This is a genomic window from Cellulomonas sp. KU4C (genome assembly GCF_056868065.1).
In genome coordinates, this window is sequence record NZ_CP200322.1 from 546422 (window position 1) to 568326 (window position 21905).

Annotated in this window: 17 protein-coding genes; 10 read left to right on the forward strand and 7 right to left on the reverse strand. The window is 76.0% G+C overall.

The window, feature by feature from the left end; genetic code table 11:
• Positions 1 to 43 precede the first annotated feature (43 nt).
• Positions 44 to 1078 carry a LacI family DNA-binding transcriptional regulator gene (locus tag AC1VL8_RS02555; protein WP_483074009.1) on the forward strand — a complete coding sequence of 345 codons (1035 nt, stop codon included), beginning with the start codon at positions 44 to 46 and terminating at the stop codon, positions 1076 to 1078.
• Positions 1079 to 1139: 61 nt separating this feature from the next.
• The gene (locus AC1VL8_RS02560; RefSeq protein WP_483074010.1) at positions 1140 to 2960 is read left to right on the forward strand and encodes a glycoside hydrolase family 2 protein; all 1821 of its coding nucleotides are present in this window, start codon (positions 1140 to 1142) and stop codon (positions 2958 to 2960) included.
• Between the two features lie 19 nt (positions 2961 to 2979).
• Here AC1VL8_RS02560 and AC1VL8_RS02565 read toward each other — a convergent pair whose 3' ends face one another.
• Positions 2980 to 3357 (reverse strand): DUF2249 domain-containing protein, encoded by a 378-nt coding sequence (locus AC1VL8_RS02565; protein ID WP_483074011.1) that lies wholly within the window; start codon positions 3355 to 3357, stop codon positions 2980 to 2982.
• A gap of 61 nt (positions 3358 to 3418) precedes the next feature.
• The gene (locus tag AC1VL8_RS02570) at positions 3419 to 4180 is read right to left on the reverse strand and encodes a helix-turn-helix transcriptional regulator (RefSeq protein WP_483074012.1); all 762 of its coding nucleotides are present in this window, start codon (positions 4178 to 4180) and stop codon (positions 3419 to 3421) included.
• Between the two features lie 90 nt (positions 4181 to 4270).
• On the opposite strand from AC1VL8_RS02570, the gene AC1VL8_RS02575 reads away from it, so the two are divergent.
• From AC1VL8_RS02575 to AC1VL8_RS02600, 6 genes are all read left to right on the forward strand, one after another.
• Positions 4271 to 5398 carry a hypothetical protein gene (locus AC1VL8_RS02575; protein ID WP_483074013.1) on the forward strand — a complete coding sequence of 376 codons (1128 nt, stop codon included), beginning with the start codon at positions 4271 to 4273 and terminating at the stop codon, positions 5396 to 5398.
• The gene (locus AC1VL8_RS02580; protein WP_483074014.1) at positions 5395 to 9024 is read left to right on the forward strand and encodes a multicopper oxidase domain-containing protein; all 3630 of its coding nucleotides are present in this window, start codon (positions 5395 to 5397) and stop codon (positions 9022 to 9024) included. The genes AC1VL8_RS02575 and AC1VL8_RS02580 overlap by 4 nt, the downstream gene beginning before the upstream one ends.
• A gap of 401 nt (positions 9025 to 9425) precedes the next feature.
• Positions 9426 to 10064: a sensor histidine kinase gene (locus tag AC1VL8_RS02585; protein WP_483076175.1), complete on the forward strand. Its 639-nt coding sequence runs from the start codon at positions 9426 to 9428 to the stop codon at positions 10062 to 10064.
• Complete coding sequence (locus AC1VL8_RS02590) at positions 10061 to 10717, forward strand: response regulator (protein ID WP_483074015.1); 657 nt, start codon at positions 10061 to 10063, stop codon at positions 10715 to 10717. The genes AC1VL8_RS02585 and AC1VL8_RS02590 overlap by 4 nt, the downstream gene beginning before the upstream one ends.
• 70 nt (positions 10718 to 10787) lie before the next feature.
• On the forward strand, positions 10788 to 11435 hold the full coding sequence (locus AC1VL8_RS02595) for a TetR/AcrR family transcriptional regulator (protein ID WP_483074016.1): 648 nt from the start codon (positions 10788 to 10790) through the stop codon (positions 11433 to 11435).
• 38 nt (positions 11436 to 11473) lie between these two features.
• Positions 11474 to 13957 carry an MMPL family transporter gene (locus AC1VL8_RS02600; RefSeq protein WP_483074017.1) on the forward strand — a complete coding sequence of 828 codons (2484 nt, stop codon included), beginning with the start codon at positions 11474 to 11476 and terminating at the stop codon, positions 13955 to 13957.
• A 139-nt stretch (positions 13958 to 14096) separates the two neighbouring features.
• Here the strand turns inward: AC1VL8_RS02600 and AC1VL8_RS02605 are convergent, their stop codons facing one another.
• Genes AC1VL8_RS02605 through AC1VL8_RS02620 form a run of 4 tightly spaced genes read right to left on the reverse strand, consistent with a single transcriptional unit; the run spans position 14097 to position 19109 of the window.
• On the reverse strand, positions 14097 to 16007 hold the full coding sequence (locus tag AC1VL8_RS02605) for a glycoside hydrolase family 127 protein (protein WP_483074018.1): 1911 nt from the start codon (positions 16005 to 16007) through the stop codon (positions 14097 to 14099).
• Positions 16004 to 16828, reverse strand: a complete 825-nt coding sequence (locus AC1VL8_RS02610; protein ID WP_483074019.1) for a carbohydrate ABC transporter permease — start codon at positions 16826 to 16828, stop codon at positions 16004 to 16006. The genes AC1VL8_RS02605 and AC1VL8_RS02610 overlap by 4 nt, the downstream gene beginning before the upstream one ends.
• A gap of 5 nt (positions 16829 to 16833) precedes the next feature.
• The gene (locus tag AC1VL8_RS02615) at positions 16834 to 17793 is read right to left on the reverse strand and encodes a carbohydrate ABC transporter permease (RefSeq protein WP_483074020.1); all 960 of its coding nucleotides are present in this window, start codon (positions 17791 to 17793) and stop codon (positions 16834 to 16836) included.
• Positions 17790 to 19109, reverse strand: a complete 1320-nt coding sequence (locus AC1VL8_RS02620) for an ABC transporter substrate-binding protein (RefSeq protein ID WP_483074021.1) — start codon at positions 19107 to 19109, stop codon at positions 17790 to 17792. The genes AC1VL8_RS02615 and AC1VL8_RS02620 overlap by 4 nt, the downstream gene beginning before the upstream one ends.
• Before the next feature lie 157 nt (positions 19110 to 19266).
• Between AC1VL8_RS02620 and AC1VL8_RS02625 the strand changes: the two genes are divergently transcribed.
• Positions 19267 to 20292, forward strand: coding sequence for a LacI family DNA-binding transcriptional regulator (locus AC1VL8_RS02625; protein WP_483074022.1), 1026 nt, complete (start codon positions 19267 to 19269; stop codon positions 20290 to 20292).
• Positions 20293 to 20388: 96 nt separating this feature from the next.
• Positions 20389 to 21162 carry a hypothetical protein gene (locus tag AC1VL8_RS02630; protein ID WP_483074023.1) on the forward strand — a complete coding sequence of 258 codons (774 nt, stop codon included), beginning with the start codon at positions 20389 to 20391 and terminating at the stop codon, positions 21160 to 21162.
• Positions 21163 to 21177: 15 nt separating this feature from the next.
• Here AC1VL8_RS02630 and AC1VL8_RS02635 read toward each other — a convergent pair whose 3' ends face one another.
• Positions 21178 to 21714 (reverse strand): hypothetical protein, encoded by a 537-nt coding sequence (locus AC1VL8_RS02635; RefSeq protein ID WP_483074024.1) that lies wholly within the window; start codon positions 21712 to 21714, stop codon positions 21178 to 21180.
• Positions 21715 to 21905: the final 191 nt, after the last annotated feature.

Genomic DNA, 21905 nt, shown 5'->3' on the forward strand with positions numbered 1-21905 from the left:
GTCGGCCGGCAAGCCCTTCCGGCCGCCCGCTAGGGTGCCCCGCATGGTTCGCAGCGGTGCGGTGACGCTCCAGGAGGTCGCGCGCGTCGCGGGCGTGTCCCCGCGGACGGTGTCGAACGTCGTGAACGGCTACGAGCACGTCGCCCCGGCCACCCGGGCGCGGGTGCAGGCCGCGATCGACGACCTCGGGTACCGCACCAACGCCGCGGCGCGGTCGCTGCGCACCGGGCGGACGGGGATGCTCGGCCTGGTGCTGCCGGCGCTGGACCAGCCGTACTTCGCGGAGCTGACCCGGGCGGTCGTCCGGGAGGCGACCGCCGCGGGGTTCACCGTGGTCGTCGACCAGACCGACGGGGACCCGGACCGGGAGCGCGAGCTGCTGCGCGGGCCGCGGGGGGCGATGTTCGACGGCGTGGTGCTGAGCCCGCTGGCGCTGACCCCGGCGGACCTGCGGGCCGCCGACCCGGACCGGCCGGTGGTGCTGCTCGGCGAGCGGCCGGCGGGGACGGCGTGCGACCACGTGCACATCGACGACGTCGCCGCGGCGCGGGAGGCGACGGCGCACCTGCTGGCCTCCGGGCGGTCGCGGGTCGGCGCGATCGGGTTGCAGTCGGGTCCGCGCGCGCAGACCGGGATGCAGCGGGCCGAGGGCTTCGCGCTGGCGCTGGCGGACGCGGGGCTGTCCCCGGAGCCCGGGCTGCTGCGGCACGTCGACGCCTACGACCGGGCGGCGGGGTTCGCGGCGATGTCCGACCTGCTCGACGGCCCGGACCGGCCCGACGCGGTGTTCTGCTTCTCCGACCTGCTGGCCGTGGGGGCGCTGCGGGCCTGCCTGTCCCGGGGGGTGCGGGTGCCGCAGGACGTCGCGCTGATCGGGTTCGACGACGTCGAGGAGTCCCGCTACCTGACGCCCTCGCTCAGCTCGGTCCGCCCGGACCGGGACGCCATCGCGCGGGAGGCGGTCGGGCGGCTGCTGACCCGGCTGGGCGACCCGACCGGCAGGGCTCCGGCGCAGGACGTGCTGGTCGCGCACACCCTGGCGGTGCGGGAGTCGACCGCGGTGGCGAACTCGGGGTGACGCCCGGCTTTGCCACGTGGCAAAGTGGGGCGCGACCGACCCGCGACCCCGAAGGACGACCATGACGACGACGTCAGCAGCCGACCGAGGCCTGCACCCGCGCCCCCAGCTGATCCGCCCCGACCGGTGGTGGTCGCTCGACGGCCCCTGGTCGTTCGGGTTCGACGACGCCGACGCCGGGCTGCGCGAGCGCTGGTACCGCCCCGGTGCCCCCGGCCTGGACCGCGAGATCCGGGTGCCGTTCCCGCCGGAGTCGACGGCGTCCGGCATCGGCGACCACGGCGACCACGCCGCGCTCTGGTACCGCCGCGCGTTCGCGGTGCCCGCCGGGCTCGGCGCCGACCGGCTGCTGCTGCACCTCGGCGCGGTCGACCACGCGGCGGACGTCTGGGTCGACGGGCAGCACGCCTGCCGGCACGAGGGCGGTCAGACGCCGTTCGGCGTCGACGTCACCGACCTGCTCGACCCGGAGGTGCCCGCCGACGGGCACGTCCTGGTGGTGCGCGCGACGGACGACCGCACCGACGTCGAGCAGCCGCGCGGGAAGCAGGACTGGCAGCCCGAGCAGCACGTCATCTGGTACCACCGCACCTCGGGGATCTGGCGCACGGTCTGGCTGGAGCAGGTGCCGGCGGTGGCGGTGGGGGCGCTGACCTGGCGGCCCGACGTCCCCGGCGGGCGCGTCGAGGTGCAGGTCCGGCTGCGCGCGACGGCACCGGCCGGCACCCGGGTCCGCGTCCGCCTGGCCCACGACGGCGAGGACCTCGGTGCGGTCGAGGTGCCGGTGCACGGCGAGGTGGCGCAGGCGACGGTCGCGATCCCCCGGCAGCAGAACGGCCAGGTCTACGAGCAGCTGCTCTGGTCCCCGGACCACCCGGTGCTGCTCGACGCGGACGTCGACCTGCTCGACGCGGACGGGACCGTCCTGGACCACGTCGACGCCTACTGCGGTCTGCGCTCGGTGGCGGTCGACGGCGACGCGCTGCTGCTCAACGACCGGCCGTTCTCCGTCCGCGCGGTGCTCGAGCAGGGCTACTGGCCGGACTCGCACCTGACCCCGCCGAGCCCCGCCGCGCTGCGGGACGAGGTGGAGCTGACGCTGTCGCTCGGCTTCAACACGGTGCGGGTGCACCAGAAGGTCGAGGACCCCCGCTACCTCTACTGGTGCGACGTGCTGGGCCTGGCGGTCTGGGCGGAGACGGCGGGCGCGTACCGGTTCAGCGACGAGGCCGTCGCGCAGCTGACCCGCGAGTGGCTCGACGTCGTCCGCCGGGACGTCTCGCACCCGAGCATCATCGCGTGGGTGCCGTTCAACGAGTCGTGGGGCGTGCAGCACCTCGCGCACGACCCCGCGCAGCGCGCGTACACCCGGGCGCTCACCGAGCTGACCCGGGCGCTGGACCCCACGCGGCCCGTCATCTCGAACGACGGCTGGGAGCACACCGACTCCGACCTGCTCACCGTGCACGACTACGCGGACACCGGTGCGGTGCTCGCCGCGCGGTACGGCGACGCCGCCGCGGTCGCGGCCACGCTCGCCGGCACCGGGCCGGCGGGCCGGCGGATGTGGGTCGACCGGCCCGCGCCCGATCCCGGGACGCTCCCCGTGCTGCTGTCGGAGTTCGGCGGCGTCTCGTACGCGCCCGGGGCCGCCGCGGGGTCCTGGGGCTACTCGGAGGCGCGCAGCCCCGAGGACCTCGAGGCGCGGCTCGCGGACCTGCTGGGCGCGGTGCACGCCTCGACCGTGCTGCGCGGGTTCTGCTACACGCAGCTGACCGACACGGGCCTCGAGACGAACGGCCTGTGCGACGAGCACCGCGTCCCGAAGCTGCCGGCCGAGACGATCCGGCGGATCGTCACAGGCCGGGTCGCGACGGGCTGAGGCGCGCCCCGGCCGCGGGTCAGGCGGTGGCGGGGGCCCGGCGCGTGATCTGCACGTGCCACGCGTCGGGCCCGTCCACCAGGTACGCGACGTCGATCGGCGCGCGCTCGGCGAGCTGCGCGAGCAGCGGCAGCGGCCGGTGCGGCGCGACCACGACCAGTGCGCCGCCCGGCGGGATCGCGTCGAACGCGCCGAGGACCGTCGCGTGCCGGATGGCGTGCGGGATCGACCGGACGTCCAGCACGGGCGCGGCGTCGTCGTGCTCGTGGCAGCCGCACGCGTGCCCCGCGGGCCCTGCGGTCGCAGCAGGCTCGGGGGTCGCAGCGGGCTCGGCGGTGGCAGCCGGGACGGCGGGCCGCTCGGGGGCGTGGCGCAGGATCTCGACGGGCTCGGTCACGGGGGTGCTCCTTCGGTGGGCCGCACCGGTCGTGGCGCGGGGCTGGGTGGTGGCGTGCGGGTCAGGACGCCTCGACGAGGTGCAGGTCGCACCGCCGGGGCCCCGCGAACGGGACGAGCCGGTCGGCGCGCACGGGCCCGCCGACCCGGTCGAGCACACCGCGCGCGAGGCCGAGGTGCACGGCGCACACGACCTCGGGGCGCGCGCGGGCCAGGTCGAGGAACGGGCACCGCCAGAGCCGGACGGTGGCCCCGTCGGCGTCCGGCTCGGGGTCGAAGCCGAGCCGGTCGAGGTGCGCGTGCAGGGCGCTCCGCTGGGCCTGCGCGGCGGCCTGCGCGTCGGCCTGCGCGGCGGCCTGCGCGGCGGAGGCCGCACGGGCGACCGGGCCGGGCAGGGCGTCCAGCATCCGCTCCCCCGCCGCGACGGCCGCGGCGGCGACGTCGTCCGCCGGGGCGCCGTACGCGGCCAGCAGCAGCCGGGTGAGCCCGGCGCGCGCCGCCGCCTCGTCGAGCCCGCGCGCGGGGCCGGGGTCGAGACCGGTCCCGGGGCCGTCCGGGCCGGCGTCGGTCGCAGCCCGGTAGACGGTCCGCGGCCGGCCGCGGACCGCGCGCTGCTCGGGCTCGCGGGTGGCGAGACCGTCGGCGACGAGGTGGTCGAGGTGGCCGCGCAGGGTGTTGCCGTGCAGGCCGGTGCGGGCCGCGAGCGCCTGCACCGTCGTCGCGCCCTCGGTCCGGAGCAGGTGCAGCACCTCGAGCCGGCTGCTGGCGACGGCCGCCCGTGGGCGCAGCGGCGGGCGTCCGCCTCGCGCGGGTCCGGTGGTCATGCGCGCCTGCCTCTGTGCCGTCGGGGTCGGGGGCGGGGTCGGGACCGAGGTCCCTGCCGTACTGTCGCCCCGATTAAATACCCTCGAAGCGTGAATAATCCCGGGACCCCGGTCCCACGCCACGTCGTCCTGCTCGTCCCGGGCGGCCTCGCGCTGCTGGCCGGGCTGGACGCCGCCCTGCTGCGGCTCGGGCTCGGCGCGCCCGTCGCGGACGACCGCTGGGCCGACGTGCACGGGCCGCTGATGGTCCTGGGGTTCGTCGGGACGCTGGTGGCGCTGGAGCGCGCCGTCGCCGCCCGGCGCGCCTGGGCGCTCGCGTCGCCGGCGCTGCTGGGACTGGGCGGCCTGGCGTTGCTCGGCCCGCTCCCGCTCGCGGCCGGGCAGGGGGCGCTGGTCACAGGCGCCGCGCTGCTGATCGCCGTCTACGGGGTCGCGTGGCGGCGGCAGCCCGCGGCGGCCCTCGCGGTGCAGGTGCTCGGCGCGGTGCACGGGCTCGCGGCGGCGGTGCTCTGGCTCGCCGGCGTCCCCGTGCCGCACCTGGTGCCGACGCTCGCCGGGTTCCTCGTGCTGACCGTCGTCGGCGAGCGGCTGGAGCTGCTCCGGGTCGGCAACCCGTCGGCGCACGTCGAGACCGCCGTCTGGGGGCTGTCGCTCGGCTGGGCGGTCGCGAGCACGGTCGCCCTGCTGCACCCCGGCACGGGCTGGACCCTGCTGGGCGCGGTGCTGCTCGCCCTGGTGGCGGTGCTCGCCCGGTACGACGTCGCCCGGCGGACGGTCCGCGGCACGGGGCTGCCACGGTTCATGGCCGGGGCGATGCTCGGCGGGTACGCGTGGCTGGCCGTCGCCGGCGCGGTGTGGCTGGTGCACGGCCCGGTGCTGTCCGGCGCGGCGTACGACGCCGTGCTGCACTGCGTGTTCCTCGGGTTCGTGCTGTCGATGATCATGGCCCACGCCCCGGTGATCCTGCCCGCGGTGCTGCGTCGACCGCTGCCGTACCGCCCCGTGATGTACGCACCGCTCGCCCTGCTGCACGCGACCCTGCTGCTGCGGGTGCTGGTCGGGGACGCGCGCGGCGTCGACGCGGCGGTGCAGGTCGGCGGCGTGGGCAACGTCGTCGCGCTGCTGCTGTTCGTGGTCGTCGCCGTCGGCTCCGCGGTGCGCGGACCCGTGCGGGTGCGGACCCCGCGGGAACCGGCACCGGTCGGGAGCCCCGCGTGAGGCGCGCCGACCGGCACCTGCGCGCCAACCTGCTGGTGCTGGCGTGGCTGGCCGCGGCGGCGGTGGTCGCGGTGGCCCACCGGGCGCTGCCCGACGCCGGGTGGCTGATGGTGCACCTGCTGCTGCTCGGCGGGGTGAGCACCGCGATCCTGGTGTGGAGCCAGCACTTCGCGGACACGCTGCTGCGCCGCCCGACCGGCCCGCGGGCCCTCGCGGTGCGGCTCGGCGTGCACACCGCCGGGACGCTGCTGGTGGTCGGCGGGGTCGTGGCCGGGAGCACGCCGGCCGTGGTGGCCGGGGCGGTCGGCGTCGCCGGGGCGGCGGTCGCCCAGACGGTCGGCATCGTCCGGCAGCGGCGCGGCGCCCTGCCCGGCCGGTTCCTGCACCTGGTCCGCTACTACCTGGTCGCCGGGGTGCTGCTGGTGCCCGGTGTCGCGTGCGGCGTGGTGCTCGCCCGTCTCGAGCCGGGGCCGCAGGGCTACGCGCGCTGGTACGTCGCGCACCTCGCGCTCACGCTGCTGGGCTGGGTCGCGGTGACCGTCGCCGGGACGCTCGCCGTGCTCTGGCCGACGGTGCTGCACGCCCGGATCGTCGCGGGCGCCGAGCGGGACGCCCGCCGCGCGCTGCCCCTGCTGGCCGCCGGGCCGGTGCTGATCGCCCTGGCCGCCGCCGTGGACCTGCGCCCGGTCGTGGCCGTCGGTGCGGCCGTCGGCCTGGTCGGCACCGGCCTGGTCGCGCGCGTGCTCGTCCAGCAGGCCCGCACGGCGCCCCCGCGCACGTTCGCGGCGTGGAGCCTGGCCGCGTCGGTGGCCTGGTGGGCGGGCACGACGGCGGCCTTCGCGGCGGTGGTCGTGGCCGCCGGGTCGTGGGCCGAGGCGGTGCCCCGCCTGACGGGCCTGGTGCCGGCGCTGGTCGTCGGGTTCGCGGCGCAGGTGCTCGGCGGCGCGCTGTCCGCCCTGCTGCCGGTCGTGCTCGGCGGCGGACCCGCGGTGTCGCGCCGGACGGCCGCCGAGCTCGACCGGTCCGCCGTCCTGCGCTGCGTGCTGCTGAACGGCGCGCTGCTGGTGTTCGTGACCCCCGCCCCGAGCGTGGTGCGCGTCGGGGTGTCGCTGGTCGGGCTCGCGGCGGCCGGGTGGTTCCTGGTGCTGGCCGTCCGCGCGGTGCGCGCGAGCCGGGACCGCGGGGCGGCGACCGCGGCAGCGACGCCGCCCGCGCCACCCACGCCCGCCGCGCCGCCCGCGCCGCCCGCGCCCGAGACCCCCGCCGTCGTCCGCGCCCGGCACCGCGGCGCCGCCACCGCCGGGGTCGGCGCGCTGCTGCTGGTCGTCGCCCTCGGTGTGGCCGCCGACCCGACCGCCGCGGGGCTGACCGGTCCGGTCGCCGGCGCGGGTGCCGACGTGGCGGCGACGGGCCGCACGACGACGGTCGCGGTCGAGGCCCGGGAGATGACGTTCGTCCCGTCCCGCATCGAGGTCCCGGCGGGCGACCGCCTGGTGCTGGAGGTCACGAACACCGACGGCACCGTCCACGACCTGGTGCTCGACGGCGGCGCGACGTCGGGCCGGCTGGCGCCCGGGGGCCGTGCGGTCGTCGACGTGGGCGTGGTCGGCGCGGACCTCGCGGGCTGGTGCTCGGTCGCCGGGCACCGGCTGATGGGGATGACGCTCGACGTCGTCGTCACCGGCGCCCCGCCGGCCGGGGGCGCACCGGCGGGCGCCGCACCGGGCGGCGACGGGACCGCGGCAGCGCCCGACGACCACGCCGGGATGCACCACGGCGCGGACGGCACGGCGGCCGCCCCTGACGCGGCCGCTCTCGTGGACCCGATGGCGACGCCGGACGCCGGCTTCGAGGCCCGGGACGCGGCCCTGCCCCCGGTGGGCCCGGGCACGACCCACCGCGTCACGCTGGCGGTCACCGAGACGGTGCAGGAGGTCGCGCCCGGCGTGACCCGCACCGCGTGGACGTTCGGCGGCACCGCGCCCGGCCCGGTGCTGCACGGGCGGGTCGGGGACACGTTCGTCATCACCCTGGTCAACGACGGCACGATCGGCCACTCGATCGACTTCCACGCCGGTGCGCTGGCGCCGGACGACGTCATGCGGACGATCCCGCCCGGGGAGACGCTCACGTACACGTTCACCGCCGAGCGGTCGGGGGTGTGGATGTACCACTGCTCGACCATGCCGATGAGCCTGCACATCGCCAACGGGATGACCGGCGCGGTCGTGATCGACCCGCCGGGGCTGCCGGAGGTCGACCGGGAGTACGTGCTGGTGCAGCAGGAGCTCTACCTCGGCGCGCAGGGCGGTCCCGCGGACGAGGCGGCGGTCGCCGCGCAGCAGCCCGACCTGCTGGCGTTCAACGGCTACGCCTGGCAGTACCGCGACCGCCCCCTCGAGGCCGCCGTCGGCGAGCGGGTCCGCGTGTGGGTGCTCGACGCGGGGCCGAACCGCGCGTCGTCGTTCCACGTGGTGGGCGGGCAGTTCGACACGGTGTTCCGCGAGGGCGACTGGGTGCTGCGCGACGGCGGGTCCACCGGGACCGGCGGTGCGCAGGTGCTCGCGCTCCAGCCCGCCGAGGGCGGGTTCGTGGAGCTCGACGTTCCCCGAGGCGGGCACGTACCCGTTCGTCTCGCACGTGATGGGCGACGCCGAGCGCGGCGCTCAGGGGCGGTTCGCCGTGACCCCCTGAGCGTCGGCGCGGTCCTGCGACCCGCGGGGCGTGAGCATCTCCCACACCGGCCCGAACACCAGCCACCCGACGAGCACGACCGTCGCCCGCGCGCCCCAGCCGAGCAGCACCTCCTGCTGCTGGGCGGCGGCGTCGCCCGACCCCTGCGCGACCAGCAGCAGGACGCCGAGCACCGCCCACGCGACCACCCAGGCCAGCAGCACCCGCAGCCACAGCGCCCACTCGTGCCGGACCCGCACGGGCCCGTGCTTCGGGACCCGGACCGGGGCGGGACCACCGAAGAACCGGTGCGCCACCCACGCGTCGACGGCGTGCACGGTCCGCTTCCCGAACGCCACCGTGAACCCGAGGTAGAGCGCCGCGAGCCCGTGGGTCCAGGTGGCCTCGCTGCCCCGCAGCAGGTCGCCGACGGTCGCGACCAGCAGGACGACCTCCAGCAGGGGCTCGCACAGCAGCAGCACCGTCGACGTCCGCCGCAGGCGCAGCACGTAGCGGGCGACGACGGCGGCGGCCAGGAACACCCAGAAGGCGATCTCGCAGGCGACGACGAGGGCAGCGACCGGGTTCTCGCGGATGGCGTCCATGCGCCCACCGTCGCGGCGGTGCGGGGTCGGCGTCGTCGGCCGTCCGCACGATCTGCGACGGGCGGGTCCTCCGTCCGGAGGACCCGCCGGCGCCCGGCCCGTGCTGGGATGGCGACATGCCCACCCGCCTGCCGCGGCCGACCCGGTGGCCCCGCCTCGACGACCGCGGGGTCGCGCTGGCCTACCTGCTCGTCGGGCTGCTGCTGCACGCCGCCGGCATCACCACGACCGGGGACGCACCGCTGCGCGGACCCGCCGCGACGGCCGTGCACGCCGGGCTGCTGCTCGCGGGCTGCGTGGCGCTGGCGGTCAAGCGCCGGCACCCCGTGCCTGCCCTCGCGGTGGTGACCGCTGCGACGCTCGCGTCCGTGGCGGTGGGCGGGAGCATCGGCCTGCTGCTCGCGCTGGTCGACGCGCTGTACACCGCGGCGGTGGTGCTCGCCCCGCGGGCCCGGCGCGCGCTGGTCACCGCGGTCGTCGCGGTGACGGTCGCCGCCCCGGTCGTGGCGGCGCTGCTCGGTGGCGGGCTGCGCGAGGTGCTGGCGGCGCTGCTGCAGGCGGTCGCGCTGCTGGTCACGCCGCTGTGGTGGGGGTCGGACGTGCGCAGCCGCACGGAGCTGGCCGCGTCCGAGGCGCGGCGCGCGACGCTCGAGCGGGAGCAGGCGGACCTGGCGCGCGCGCACGTGGTGGACGTGCAGCGGATCGCCGACCTCGACCGCGGCGCCGCCCTGCGCGAGGAGCGCGCCGCGATGGCCCGCGACCTGCACGACGTCGTGGCGAGCCGGCTGTCGGCCATCGCGATCCACGCGGAGGCCGCCCTGTCCGCGGCGCCGGAGACCGCGCGGGACCGGGCCGCGCTCGCGGCGGTCCGGGCGGAGTCGGTGGCGTCGCTCGCGGAGATGCGGTCGATGATCCTGGTGCTGCGCGGCGGGGGCACCGGCGGCGCGGACACCCCAGCGGCGGGCGGCCTCGACCGCCTGGACGACCTCGTGGGGACCGCCCGGGACCGGGGCCTCGACGTCCGGGTGACCGACGGGGGGCGCCCGCCGCTGCCGGCCGTGGTCGACCACGCCGCGTACCGGATCGCGCACGAGGCGCTGACGAACGCCGCCGCGCACGGCCCGGCCGGCGGGCGGGTCGACGTGCGGGTGGCCGGGGTGGGCGCGGCGCTGGAGGTGGAGGTGCTGAGCGCGCTGGGCTCGCTGGGCGACCCCGGTCCCGACCCCGGCCCGCCCGCGCTCCCCGGGCCGGCGCTCGGCTCCGCGACCGGCCTGGTCACGATGGCCGAGCGGGCCCGCTCGCTCGGCGGCACCCTGACCGCCGGCCCGGACGGCGACCGGTGGCGCGTGCTCGCGGTGCTGCCGGTGGCCGGGGAGGTGACGGCGTGACGGTCCGGGTGCTGCTGGCCGACGACCACGGGGCGATCCGCACGGGGCTGCGGCTGATGCTGGAGCAGGCCGACGGCGTCACCGTGGTCGGCGAGGCGGCCGACGGCGCGGCGGCGGTCGCGAACGCGCGGGCGCTGCGGCCCGACGTCGTGCTGATGGACATCCGGATGCCCGGGACGGACGGCATCGAGGCGACCCGGCGGATCGTCGCCGAGGGCACGGCGCAGGTCGTGGCGCTGACCACGTTCGACCTCGACGAGTACCTCTTCGGGGTGCTGCGCGCCGGGGCGGTCGGGTTCCTGCTCAAGTCGGTCGGGGCCGCGGAGCTGGTGGACGCGGTCCGCCGGGTGGCCGCGGGCGACGGCGTGCTCGCGCCCGAGGTGACCCGCCGGGTGCTGGCGGGCATGACGGCGACGGCACCGGCCGCGCCCGGGCCGGCGGACGCACCCGCGGGGCTGGACCAGCTGACCGCCCGCGAGCGCGAGGTGCTCGTGCTGCTCGGCGAGGGCCGGTCGAACCAGCAGCTCGCCGACGCCCTGACCGTCTCGGAGACCACGGCGAAGACGCACGTCAGCCGGGTGCTCGCGAAGCTCGGCTGCCGGACGCGGCTCGAGGCGGCGGCGGTCGCGCACCGCGCGGGTATGGTGACCTGAGCCACACCTGCCCGGTTTGCACCCGGTGCACGGTTGCACCGAGTGCACCCATCTGCCTACGGTCCTCCGCGTGACACTCGACCCTGGATCGACCGACCGGCGGGCGGCGCTCAAGGCGCGCTCCCGCCGCGCGATCCTCGACGCCGCCGACGCGCTGGTCCGCGAGCGCGGCGGCTCGCAGTTCAGCGTCGACGAGCTCGCCGAGCGCGCCGACGTCTCCCGCCGCACCGTGTTCAACCACTTCGGGTCGCTGGACGACGTCACCCTGACCATCTGCACCGAGCGCCTCAACGACGTGATCCACGAGGTGCAGGCCGTCGCCAGCGCCACCCCCGTGGGCGACGGGAGCCGGGCGTCGATGTTCGACGAGCTCGCGCTGACCCTGCGCGGCGCCGACCTGCCCGCCGCGATCACCTACCTCGCCGGCGTGCTCGCGCCGATCGCCGAGGGGAACGACCCCCGCGCGCAGGCCCTCGCCCAGGAGGCGTTCTCCCGCGTCGCCGACCACCTGTCGAGCGAGCTCGTCCGGCGGCACCCCGCGGCCGAGGCGCTCGACGTCCAGCTGCTCGTCTCGTCCCTGGTGCACGGCGTCGCCGTCATCGCGATGCACTGGGTCACCACCACCGACCCCGCGGCGCCCGGTGCGCGCGACGCGTGGGACGCCCTCGTCGACCGGCTCATCCGCAGCGTCCGAGCCGGGTACATGCCGGAGCACTGACGCCCCGCACTCCCACCACCACCGAGAGAACAGGGATCATGGCAGGACTCCTCTACCGACTCGGGCGCTTCTCCGCCCGCCGCGCCTGGACCGTCGTCACGGCCTGGGTGGTCGTGCTCGGGCTCGCGGTCGCCGCGTACCTCGCGTTCGGCGGCACCCTCACCTCGGCCGTCACCATCCCCGGCACCGCGACCGAGAAGGTCACCGACCAGCTCCGCGAGCAGTTCCCCGCCGCGAGCGGCGGCAGCGGCACGGTGGTCTTCCACACCGGCGGCGACGAGCCGTTCACCGACGAGCAGCGGGCCGCGATCAGCGCCGCGCTCGCCGACCTCACCGACATCGACGGCGTCGCGGGCGTGATCGACCCGTTCCAGACCACCGCGGGCCTCGCCGAGCAGCAGGCGCAGATCGACGCCGGCCGCGAGCAGATCGCCGCGGGCGAGGCGCAGCTCGAGCAGGGCCAGGCCCAGCTCGACGCCGGTCAGGCGCAGCTCGACCAGCAGCGCGCCCAGGCCGAGGCCGCGGGGGCGCTCGCGCAGGCCCAGCCGCAGCTCGACGCCGCGCAGGCCGAGCTCGACGCCCAGCAGCAGGCCGCGGACGCGGGTCGCGCCCAGCTCGAGGCGCAGTCCACGCAGCTCGAGGACGGCGCCGCCCTGCTCGAGCTCGCCGGCGGGCTGCGGACCCTCTCGCCGGACGAGTCCGCCGCGATCGGCAACGTCTCGTTCGCCGAGTCGCAGTTCGAGGTCAGCACCGAGACCAAGGACGCCGTCGTCGCGGCGCTCGAGGACGCGGACCTGGCCGGCGCCTCCGTCGAGCTGTCCAACGACCTCACCCAGGGCGTCCCGAGCGTGCTCGGCCCGGGCGAGGTCATCGGCGTCGTGGTCGCCGGCATCGTGCTGCTCGTCATGCTCGGCACCGCCGTCGCCGCGGCGCTGCCGATCTTCTCCGCCCTGGTCGGCGTCGCCATCGGCGCCGTCGCGTCGCTCGCGCTGTCGGGGGCCGTCGACATGCTGTCGGTCACCCCGGTGCTCGGCATCATGCTCGGCCTGGCGGTCGGCATCGACTACTCGCTGTTCATCCTCAACCGGCACCGCCGCCAGCTGCGCGACGGCGTCGAGCTCGAGGAGTCCATCGGCCTGGCCAACGGCACCGCGGGCAACGCCGTCGTGTTCGCCGGGGCGACCGTGTTCGTCGCGCTGCTCGCGCTCAACGTCACGGGCATCCCGTTCCTCGGCCTGATGGGCACCGTCGGCGCGTTCTGCATCCTCGTGGCGGTCAGCCTCGCGATCACCCTGACCCCCGCGCTGCTGTCCCGGATCGGGCTGCGCGTGCTGCCGAAGAAGCAGCGGGCGCTCATCGGCCACGAGGAGCCGGAGCCGGTCCCCACCACGCCGATGCGCACCTCGCGGGCCGTCCTCACCCTCGTCGCCGGACTCGCCGCGCTGCTGGTCATCGCCATCCCGGCCCTGTCCATGCGGCTCGGCCTGCCCACCGGCGCGTCGGAGCCGGAGGAGTCCTCGCAGTACCAGGCGTACACGATCACCGCCGACAAGTTCGGCGCGGGCGTCAACGGCCCGCTGCTGGTCGTGGCCGACCTGCCCGAGGCCGTCACCGAGGACGAGGTGATCGGCGAGCAGGTGCGGATCGGCACCGCGCTCGCGGCGTTCGACGACGTCGCGGCGGTCGCCCCCATCGGTGCCAACGAGGCCGGCACGGTCCTCGCGTTCCAGGTGGTGCCGACCGACGGACCCACCAGCGAGAGCACCGAGCAGCTGGTCCGCGACCTGCGGGACGCCTCGCCGCTCGACGGTGACGTGCGGCTCGGCGTCGCCGGGTCCACGAGCGCGAACATCGACGTGTCGGAGAAGCTGTCGAACGCGCTGCCCGGCTACCTCGGCATCGTCGTCGGGCTGTCGCTGATCATCCTGATCCTCGTGTTCCGGTCGATCTTCGTGCCGGTCACCGCGACGCTCGGGTTCGTCCTGTCGCTGTTCGCGGGCCTCGGCGGCGTCGTCGCGATCTACCAGTGGGGCTGGCTCGGGTCCGTGTTCGGCGTCCACGACGCCGGGCCGGTGCTGAGCTTCCTGCCGATCATCGTCACCGGCGTGCTGTTCGGCCTCGCGATGGACTACCAGCTGTTCCTGGTCTCGGGGATGCGCGAGGCGTTCGCCCACGGGGTCGACGCCCGGGTCGCCGTCCGGCGCGGCCTGCACGCGGGCCGGGTCGTCGTCACCGCGGCGGCGATCATCATGGCGGCCGTGTTCTCCGGGTTCGTGTTCGCGGAGTCCGCGATCATCCGTCCGCTCGGCTTCGGTCTGGCGTTCGGCGTGCTGCTCGACGCGTTCGTGGTCCGCATGCTGCTGATCCCGGCCGTCATGCACCTGGCCGGGAAGTCGGCCTGGTGGATCCCGCGCTGGCTCGACCGGATCCTCCCGGACGTGGACGTGGAGGGCGCCTCGCTCGAGCGCACCCACCCCCACCCCACCCACCGCACCACGGCGGACCCGACCCCCGGGGCCTGACCCGCGGCAGCTCCCGGAGTGGAAGGTTCCTGCTCGACTCGCCGGGCGTGTCGGGCAGGAACCGTCCACTCGGCGGGGTGATCGGGTGGGTGGCCGCCGTCCCCCGTCGGCAGCGGGGAACGGCGGCCGGTTCGGGGGGTCAGGTCGTGGGGAGCCAGACCCGCATCGTGCTCGGGCCGCGGTTGGCCCAGGAGTGGTACGGGACCAGCCGGAGGTCGACCGGCACGGGTTCACCGTCGGGTCCGGGCACGCCGTAGGGCCAGTCGGCGTCGGCGGCCGGCACGAGCCGGCCGGTCAGCCGCGCACCGTCCCCGTCGGCCCGCACGGCCACGTCGGCGTCGACCCGCAGGCCGGCCACGTCCGCCCCGCCGGGCAGGTCGACGGACTCGGCGCACAGCACGACCGGCCCGCGCTCGACCGCGACCGAGCCCCGCACGGCGTCGATCCGCGCGTCCGCCGCCGTGACCCGCGGGGCGACCGGCAGCACCAGCCGCACCTCGTCGCCCGCGGTGAACGCGCGCCGGAGCCGGACCTCGCCGGCGTCGACGACCGCGGGCTCGCCGTCGACGGTCGCGCCGTCGGCCGCCCACGCGGGCACCCGCAGCGCCAGGGTCCACTCCCCCGCGGGCGCGTCGACCACGCGGACCCGCACGTCGCCGTCCACCGGGTACCCGGTCTCGACGTCGACCCCCACCGACCGGCCGTCACCGAGCCGGGTGCGGATCCGCGCGGGCGCGTACTGCTGCACGTGCAGCGCGTCGTCGGACACCGCGGCGACGTACCCGCCGAGCGCCGCGAGTGTGCGGGCCACGTTGGTCGGGCAGCAGGACACCTCGAACCACGGGGCGCGCAGCCGGGACAGCGCCCGCTTGCTGACCTCGTCGGCGTCGGCGGCCTCGCCGGGGACCCGCTTGTGCAGGGGGTTCGTGTAGAAGAACGCCCGGCCGTCCTGCGCCGGCGACGCGGCCACCACGTTGTAGAGGGTGCGCTCGACGACGTCGCCCCACGCGGCCTCGCCGGTCGCGAGCAGCAGCCGCCAGGCGACCATCACCGAGCCGACGCCCGCGCACGTCTCGCAGTACGCGCGGTCCGGCGGCAGCTCGAAGTCGTCGCCGTAGGCCTCGTCCTGGTGGTGCGCGCCCATCCCGCCGGTCAGGTAGGTCCGCCGGGCGAGCGTCCGCTCGTACTGGGCGCGGGCCGCGGCGAGCAGCCCGGCGTCCCCGGTCTCGACGGCGACGTCCACCGCCGCGGCCGTCAGGTACAGCGCGCGGACGGCGTGCCCGCGCAGCACCTCGGCGTCCCGGACCGGCACGTCGTCCTGGTAGTACTCCCGGCCGAGCTCGATGTCCGGCAGGGTGCCCCGGCCGCGGCGCTCGACGAACAGCGCGGCCTGGTCGAGGTACCGGCGCTCGCCAGTGGCGCGGGCCAGCTCGACGAGGGCGACCTCGATCTCCGGGTGCCCGCAGACGGCGTCCCGCCCGTCCGGCCCGAACTCGACGCAGACCTGGTCGGCGGCGCGCCGGGCGATCGCCACGAGCTCGTCGTCGTGGCCGGTCCGCAGCCGCGCGACGGCGGCCTGCACCAGGTGGCCGACGCAGTACAGCTCGTGCCCCCACGCCAGGTCGGACCACCGGGGCGGCTGACCGGGTCGCCCGAACCGGGTGTTGAGGTACCCGTCGGGCTCCTGGACGGCGCCGATCTGCGCGGTGAGCTCGGCGATCCGGGCCTCGAGCACGTGGTCGCCGGTGCGGCCGACCTCCCACGCCATCGCCTCGATCATCTTGTAGACGTCGGAGTCGGAGAACTCGCGCCCGGTGCGGTGCTCGGCGAGCGTGCCGTCGAGCGCGCGGTCGAAGTTGTCGATCCAGCCGACCCGGGTCTCCCAGTGGTCGCAGTGCGGGATGGTCGCGGCGCCGTTGACGCGCTGCCGGTCGGCCCAGAAGCCACCGGTCAGCACGACCTCGTCGAGGCCGAGGGGTCGCAGGGCGCCGGTGGACGGCACCACGGGGGTCACGGGGGTGGTGGTGGAGGTGTGCACGGAGCTGGTCATCCCTTCAGCGCTCCCGACATGAACCCGTTCACGTAGTGCCGCTGGAGGACCAGGAACAGCAGGACGCACGGGACGGTGAGGACGACGACGCCGGCCTGCGTGGCGCCGTAGTCGATGACCCCCATCACCTGCTGGCGCATGTTGACCAGCGCCAGCGGCAGCGGCTGGTTGTCGCCGCCCACCAGGTACAGGGGGACCATGAAGTCGTTCCACGCGGCGAGGAACGCGAACAGCCCGATCGTGATGAGCCCGGGCTTCACGGCCGGCAGCATCACGCGACGCAGCGCGCCGAACGACCCGCAGCCGTCGACCAGGGCCGCCTCCTCGAGCTCGCGGGGCACGGACTCGAACGAGATCCGCATCATGAACATCGCGAACGGCAGCTGGAACACCGCGAGCACCAGCCCGACGCCGACGAGCGAGTTGGACAGGCCGAGGTCCTTCAGCCAGATCACCAGCGGGATCAGCAGGGTCGCGTACGGGACCATGAGGATCGACAGGACCAGCAGGAACAGGGCGTCCTTGCCGGGGAACCGGAACCGCGCGAACGCGTAGCCGCCGAGCGTCGCGACCACCAGGGTCACGACCACGGCCGTGGCGGTGATGCCGAGCGAGTTGCCGAGGTAGGTGCCGACGCCGGCCTGGTACGACGCGAGCGTGGCGTAGTTGCCGAACCCGAAGCCGTCGACCTGCGCCGACCCCGGCTGGGGGGACACGGACGACGCGGTCGTCCAGATCATCGGGAACAGGAACAGGATCGCCAGGCCGCCGGTGAGGACGTAGAACGGGGTGCGTCCGAGGACGCGGGAGATGCCGGTCACGGGGGTCACTCCTCGGGCGAGCGCCGCAGCGCCTTGAGCTGGACGACGTTGACGACCACCAGGGCCAGCAGCACGATCACCGACAGCGCGGCGGCCATGCCGAGGTCCCGCTTGGACTCGAACGCCAGGTTGTAGATCAGCTGGACGACGGTCATGGTCGAGCCGTCCGGGCCGCCCTTGGTGAGGATGTAGAACTGGTCGAACGCCAGGATCGAGCCGGTGACGCACATGATCGTCGCGAGGGCCAGGGACGGCTTGAGCAGCGGCAGCGTGATCCGGCGGAACACCTGGAGGGTGCGGGCGCCGTCCAGGCGGGCGGCCTCGTACACCTCGTGCGGGATGCCCTGCAGCCCGACGAGCAGCAGCAGCATGTAGAACCCGGCGAACCGCCAGACGACCAGCGCCACCGTCCCCCACAGCGCGCCGTCCGCGGAGCCGAGGACGTTGACCTGCCCGCTGCCGACGCCGAGCCGCTCCAGCCAGCCGGACACCGGGCCGACCTGCGGCGAGTACAGCGCGTAGAAGAGGAGCGACGCCGACGCCAGGCCGAGCGCGGTCGGCAGCAGGAACGCGGTGCGCAGGAACCCGCGCCAGCGCGAGCTCTCCTGCACCAGCAGCGCCAGCCCCAGGCCGAGCCCGATCAGCAGCACCGTGGCGATCACCGTGTAGAGCAGCGTGAACCGCACGGACGGCCAGAACATCCGGTGGTCGAGGACGGCGCCGAAGTTCTCCGGGAAGTTCGTGCCCTGCCGGCCGCCGAGCAGCGACCAGTCGGAGCCCGACATCAGCACGACCAGCACCAGCGGGACCACGAACAGGACGAGCACGAGGACGGCGGTGGGGGTCGCGTACAGCCAGCCCTGGAGGGCGCCGCGGGAGCGGGCGGACCGGCGTCGGCGCTGTGCCGTGCCCGCGCGGGACGGGCTGGCGACCCGTCCCGCGCGGCCGTGGGTGGCGACGGTCACTGGCCCAGCACCTCGGTGATCGCGTCGTTGTCCGCCTCGACGGTGTCGGTGCCCTCGAACGTGGCGTTGCGCATCAGCGTCACCCACGGGCTGCCGGACGCGTTGAACGCCTCGGAGAAGAACTCCGCCACCGGGGTGCGGCCGGACTCGGCGATCTGGTTCATCGTCAGCGCGAGCGGGTCCTCCTGCGCGTACACGTTGTCGAGCAGGGAGTTGCGCCCGGGGACCTCGCCGTTCTTCGCGATGACCTCGAGCTGCGTCTCCTCCGACATCATCCAGGACAGGAAGTTCCACGCCTGGGCGACGGAGTCGGAGTCCTTCGAGATGCCGAGCGCGTCACCGCCGAGGAACGTCGACTGCCCGCCGTCGACGCCGGGGATGCCCGTGACCCCGACGTCGATCCCGGCCTCGACCGCGGCGTAGACCGCGGTGTTCGGGTACGGCATGACGCCGACCTGGCCGTTCGAGAACGGGGCCGTCCACGTCGCGCCGGTCTCCTCCTTCGAGCCCGCGCCGACCGCGCCGGCCTGGTTGAGCTCGTAGTACATCTCGTAGAGCGCCTTCGCCGAGTCGGACGCGACCTGGGCGGTCTTCCCGTCCTCGGACAGCACCTCGTCGCCCGACGCCCACATGGTCGGGAACCAGGTGAAGACGCCGCAGCCGCCGCAGTTGCCGCCGTAGTACGTGCCGGAGACGCCGGGCTTGCCCAGCGCCGCGACCGCCTCGGCCTGCTCCTGGAGCTCGGCCAGGTTCGTCGGCCCCGCCTCGGGGTCGAGGCCGGCCTCGCGGTACAGGTCCTTGTTCCAGACCAGGACGGAGATGTCCTCGACGAACGGCAGCGTGTGCATCGCACCGTCGGGGTCGGTGCCCGCGTCGAGGTGGCCGCGGGTGATGTCGTCCTTGAAGTCCAGGCCGTCGATCTGCTCGGTCAGGTCGGTGAACAGCCCGTTCGCCACCCAGTAGGGCAGCCGGACGACGTCGCCGGCCAGCAGGTCGGGCAGCTCGTCGTTGGTCGCGGCGCCGCCGACCTTCCCCTCCATGTCGTCGTTGGGGATGATCTCGAGCTCGACCTGGTTCTCGTGCGACGCGTTGTACGCCTCGACGAGGGTGGTGGCCTGGCGCTCCAGCGGCGCGCGGGTCCACATCGTCAGCGTCGTGCCGTCGTCCACCCCGTCGGGGCCGGCGGACTCCAGCGCGGCGCCGGCGTCCCCCTCGGACCCGGACCCGCAGGCGGCCAGCCCGGCCAGCGCGAGGCCGGCGACGGCCAGGGTGGCGACCGGGCGGAACCCGCGCGATCGGAAGGTGCGGTTGATCATCGTGCTCTCCTCGTGAACTTCGCCGTCGAAGCTGTGCGGGGCGCCCGGGCGGGGCCGCGCTGAGGTTCTGCCGAAACCCTTTTCGGGGAACGTAGTGGCAGTTCCTACCCGTTGGCAAGGGGATGCACCGAAACGTGATGTGTGTACGATCGCCGGCATGACGACCGCACCGGGGGCCCCGCGCCGGGCCGTCACGCTGGCCGACGTCGCCCGGCTGGCCGGCGTCTCCGTTGCCACGGCGTCCAAGTCGCTCAACGGTCGGCAGCAGGTCCGCGCGGAGACCCGCGAGCGCGTGCTGTCCGCCGCCGAGCAGCTGCAGTTCTCCCCGAACGTGCTGGCCCGGCACCTGCTGAGCGGCCGGTCCGGCACGATCGGCCTGGTCACGCACGACCTCGAGGGCCGGTTCTCGATCCCGACCCTGATGGGCGCCGAGGACGCCGCCGGCACGGGCAAGACGTCGGTGCTGCTCTGCGACGCGCGCGGCGACGCCCTGCGGGAGCAGTACCACGTGCAGGCGCTGCTCGGGCGGCGGGTCGACGGGCTGATGATCGTGGGCGCCCGCCCCGACCCCCGGCCGTCGCTCGGCACCCTGCCCGTCCCGGTCGTGTACGCCTACGCCCCCTCGCAGGACCCCGCCGACATGTCGGTCGTCTCCGACAACGTGCTCGGCGGCCGGCTCGTCGCCGAGCACCTGCTGGCCTGCGGGCGCCGCCGGATCGCGGTCGTCACCGGCGACCCCTCGTACGGCGCCGCGCACGACCGGGCCGCCGGGGTGCGCGCCGCCCTGGACGAGGCGGGCGTCGCCCCGCTCGGCGAGGACCGCTACGGGGCGTGGACCGAGGAGTGGGGCCGCACCGCCGCGGCGCTCGTCCTGGACCAGCACCCCGACGTCGACGCCATCGCCTGCGGCAGCGACCACATCGCCCGCGGCGTCCTCGACACCCTCCGGGAGGCCGGCCGCCGCGTCCCCGAGGACGTCGCCGTCACCGGGCACGACAACTGGGAGACCCTCGCGCTCAGCGCCCGCCCGCCGCTGACGTCCGTCGACATGCACCTCGAGGAGGTCGGGCGGCGCGCGGCGGCCCTGCTGTTCGACGCCATCGAGGGCCGCGGCCGGTCGGGCACCGAGGTCGTCCCCTGCCGCCTGGTCCCCCGCGGCTCCACCGGCCCCCGCGCGACCTGACCCCGGGGCCCCGGGGGAACACCGGACACCGGGCCTCACCTCGCGGTACGGTCCCGCGGAGCCGGCCGCGCGCCGCCCGATACCCGAGGAGACCCCGTGAGCCACCCGTCCGGCCCGTCGTACCCGCCCGGACCCGGCTGGGGCCCGCCCGTACCGCCCGCCCCACCCGTCCCGGGCGTCGGTGACGCGCTGCGGTTCGGCTGGACCGCGGTGCAGCCGGTGTGGGGACGCGCGGTCCTGCTGTTCCTCGGCCCGGTCCTGGTGTTCCTCGGGGCGGTCGGTGCGATCTACGTCCCGGTCGTGGTGGGCCTCGTCGAGGCCGTCCGCCTGCAGGAGGAGGCGCTGGCCGCGACACCTCCCGGCACGTACACCGGCACCGCGCTCGGGTTCTCCACCGGCGCGATCGTGTGGCTCGCGGCCCTGTTCGTGCTGGTCGCGGTCCTGGGCGCGGGGCTCCAGGTACTCGGAGCCAGGTTCGGGCTGCTGCTCGTCGACGGCCGGGTGCCGACGGCGCGCGAGCTCTACCGGGGCCACGGGCTCGGCCGGTCGTTCGCCACGTCGCTGCTGGTCACCGCCCTGGGCGCGGTCGGGAGCCTGGTCTTCTACCTCCCCGGGCTCGCTGTCATGGTGCTCGGGCAGCTCGCCGTGTACCTCGCTGTCGACCGGGGGCTCGGGCCGGTCGCAGCGGTCCGCGAGGGTTTCCGGCTGGCGTGGCGGCACGTCGGGACCGTCGCGCTGCTGCTGCTCGCGACGATCGGCGTGAACTGGGTGGGCGGCCTGGTCTGCGGGGTCGGCGTCGCGGCGACGTACCCGATCACGTTCACCGCGACCGCGTGGCTCTACCGCGCCCTCGCCGCCCGCACCCCCTGACCCGGGAGCCGGGCCTCAGGAGGCGACGACCGTGACCACCGCCCGGGTCTCGCTCGTCACCTCGACCGACCACCGGCCGGTGATCTCCACGCCCGGCAGCTCGGTCACCGCGGGCGGCGCGTCGCGGTCGGCGACGTCGGAGCAGTCGGCGGCCGTCTCCGCGACCGTCTCGCCGAGCGACCGCACCGTGACGTGCACGGGACCCGCGTCGACCGACGCGCACACCACCCCCACGGCGAGCACGCCGGACTCCGGCGCCACGCTGGACGATCCGGTCAGCACCTCACCCGGCCCCGCCGCGCCGCCGCCGAAGCCGACCCCCTGCCCGGGCGCGACGCGCTGCTCGGCGGCGGCGCTCACCGCGGCCTCGGCGGCCACGAGGTCTGCCTCCGTGGTGTCCGCCGCCCGGATCCCGAGCACGGCGACCACCGCGAGCACGGGCACCACGACCACCAGCCCGGCCACGAGGGCCCGTCGGCGCCGGCCACGGTCGGCGTGCGGGTCGGTGCGGGGCTCGTCGGCCTCGTCGGTCTCCACGTCGAAGGTCGTCACCCGGTCCAGGCTGCCACGGCGCGGGGTCAGACCGCCGCCCGCCGCAGCCGCCCGCTGACCCCCGACCGTGCCCGCACGCCTGCTCACCGAGGGCGCATGCGACACCACGAGGGCGTACGCCATCTCATGCGCCCTCGTGGTGTCTCGTACGCCCTCGGCGCGCAGAGGCGCGCAGCGGCGGGGGGCGGCGG

Excerpts from the sequence above, each read along its gene's own strand:
- AC1VL8_RS02600 (WP_483074017.1), top strand. The coding sequence starts at position 11,474 with ATGGCAGGACTCCTCTACCGACTCGGGCGCTTCTCCGCCCGCCGCGCC.
- AC1VL8_RS02560 (WP_483074010.1), top strand. The coding sequence starts at position 1,140 with ATGACGACGACGTCAGCAGCCGACCGAGGCCTGCACCCGCGCCCCCAG.
- AC1VL8_RS02620 (WP_483074021.1), bottom strand. The coding sequence starts at position 19,109 with ATGATCAACCGCACCTTCCGATCGCGCGGGTTCCGCCCGGTCGCCACC.
- AC1VL8_RS02555 (WP_483074009.1), top strand. The coding sequence starts at position 44 with ATGGTTCGCAGCGGTGCGGTGACGCTCCAGGAGGTCGCGCGCGTCGCG.
- AC1VL8_RS02585 (WP_483076175.1), top strand. The coding sequence starts at position 9,426 with ATGGCCCGCGACCTGCACGACGTCGTGGCGAGCCGGCTGTCGGCCATC.
- AC1VL8_RS02625 (WP_483074022.1), top strand. The coding sequence starts at position 19,267 with ATGACGACCGCACCGGGGGCCCCGCGCCGGGCCGTCACGCTGGCCGAC.
- AC1VL8_RS02570 (WP_483074012.1), bottom strand. The coding sequence starts at position 4,180 with ATGACCACCGGACCCGCGCGAGGCGGACGCCCGCCGCTGCGCCCACGG.
- AC1VL8_RS02605 (WP_483074018.1), bottom strand. The coding sequence starts at position 16,007 with ATGACCAGCTCCGTGCACACCTCCACCACCACCCCCGTGACCCCCGTG.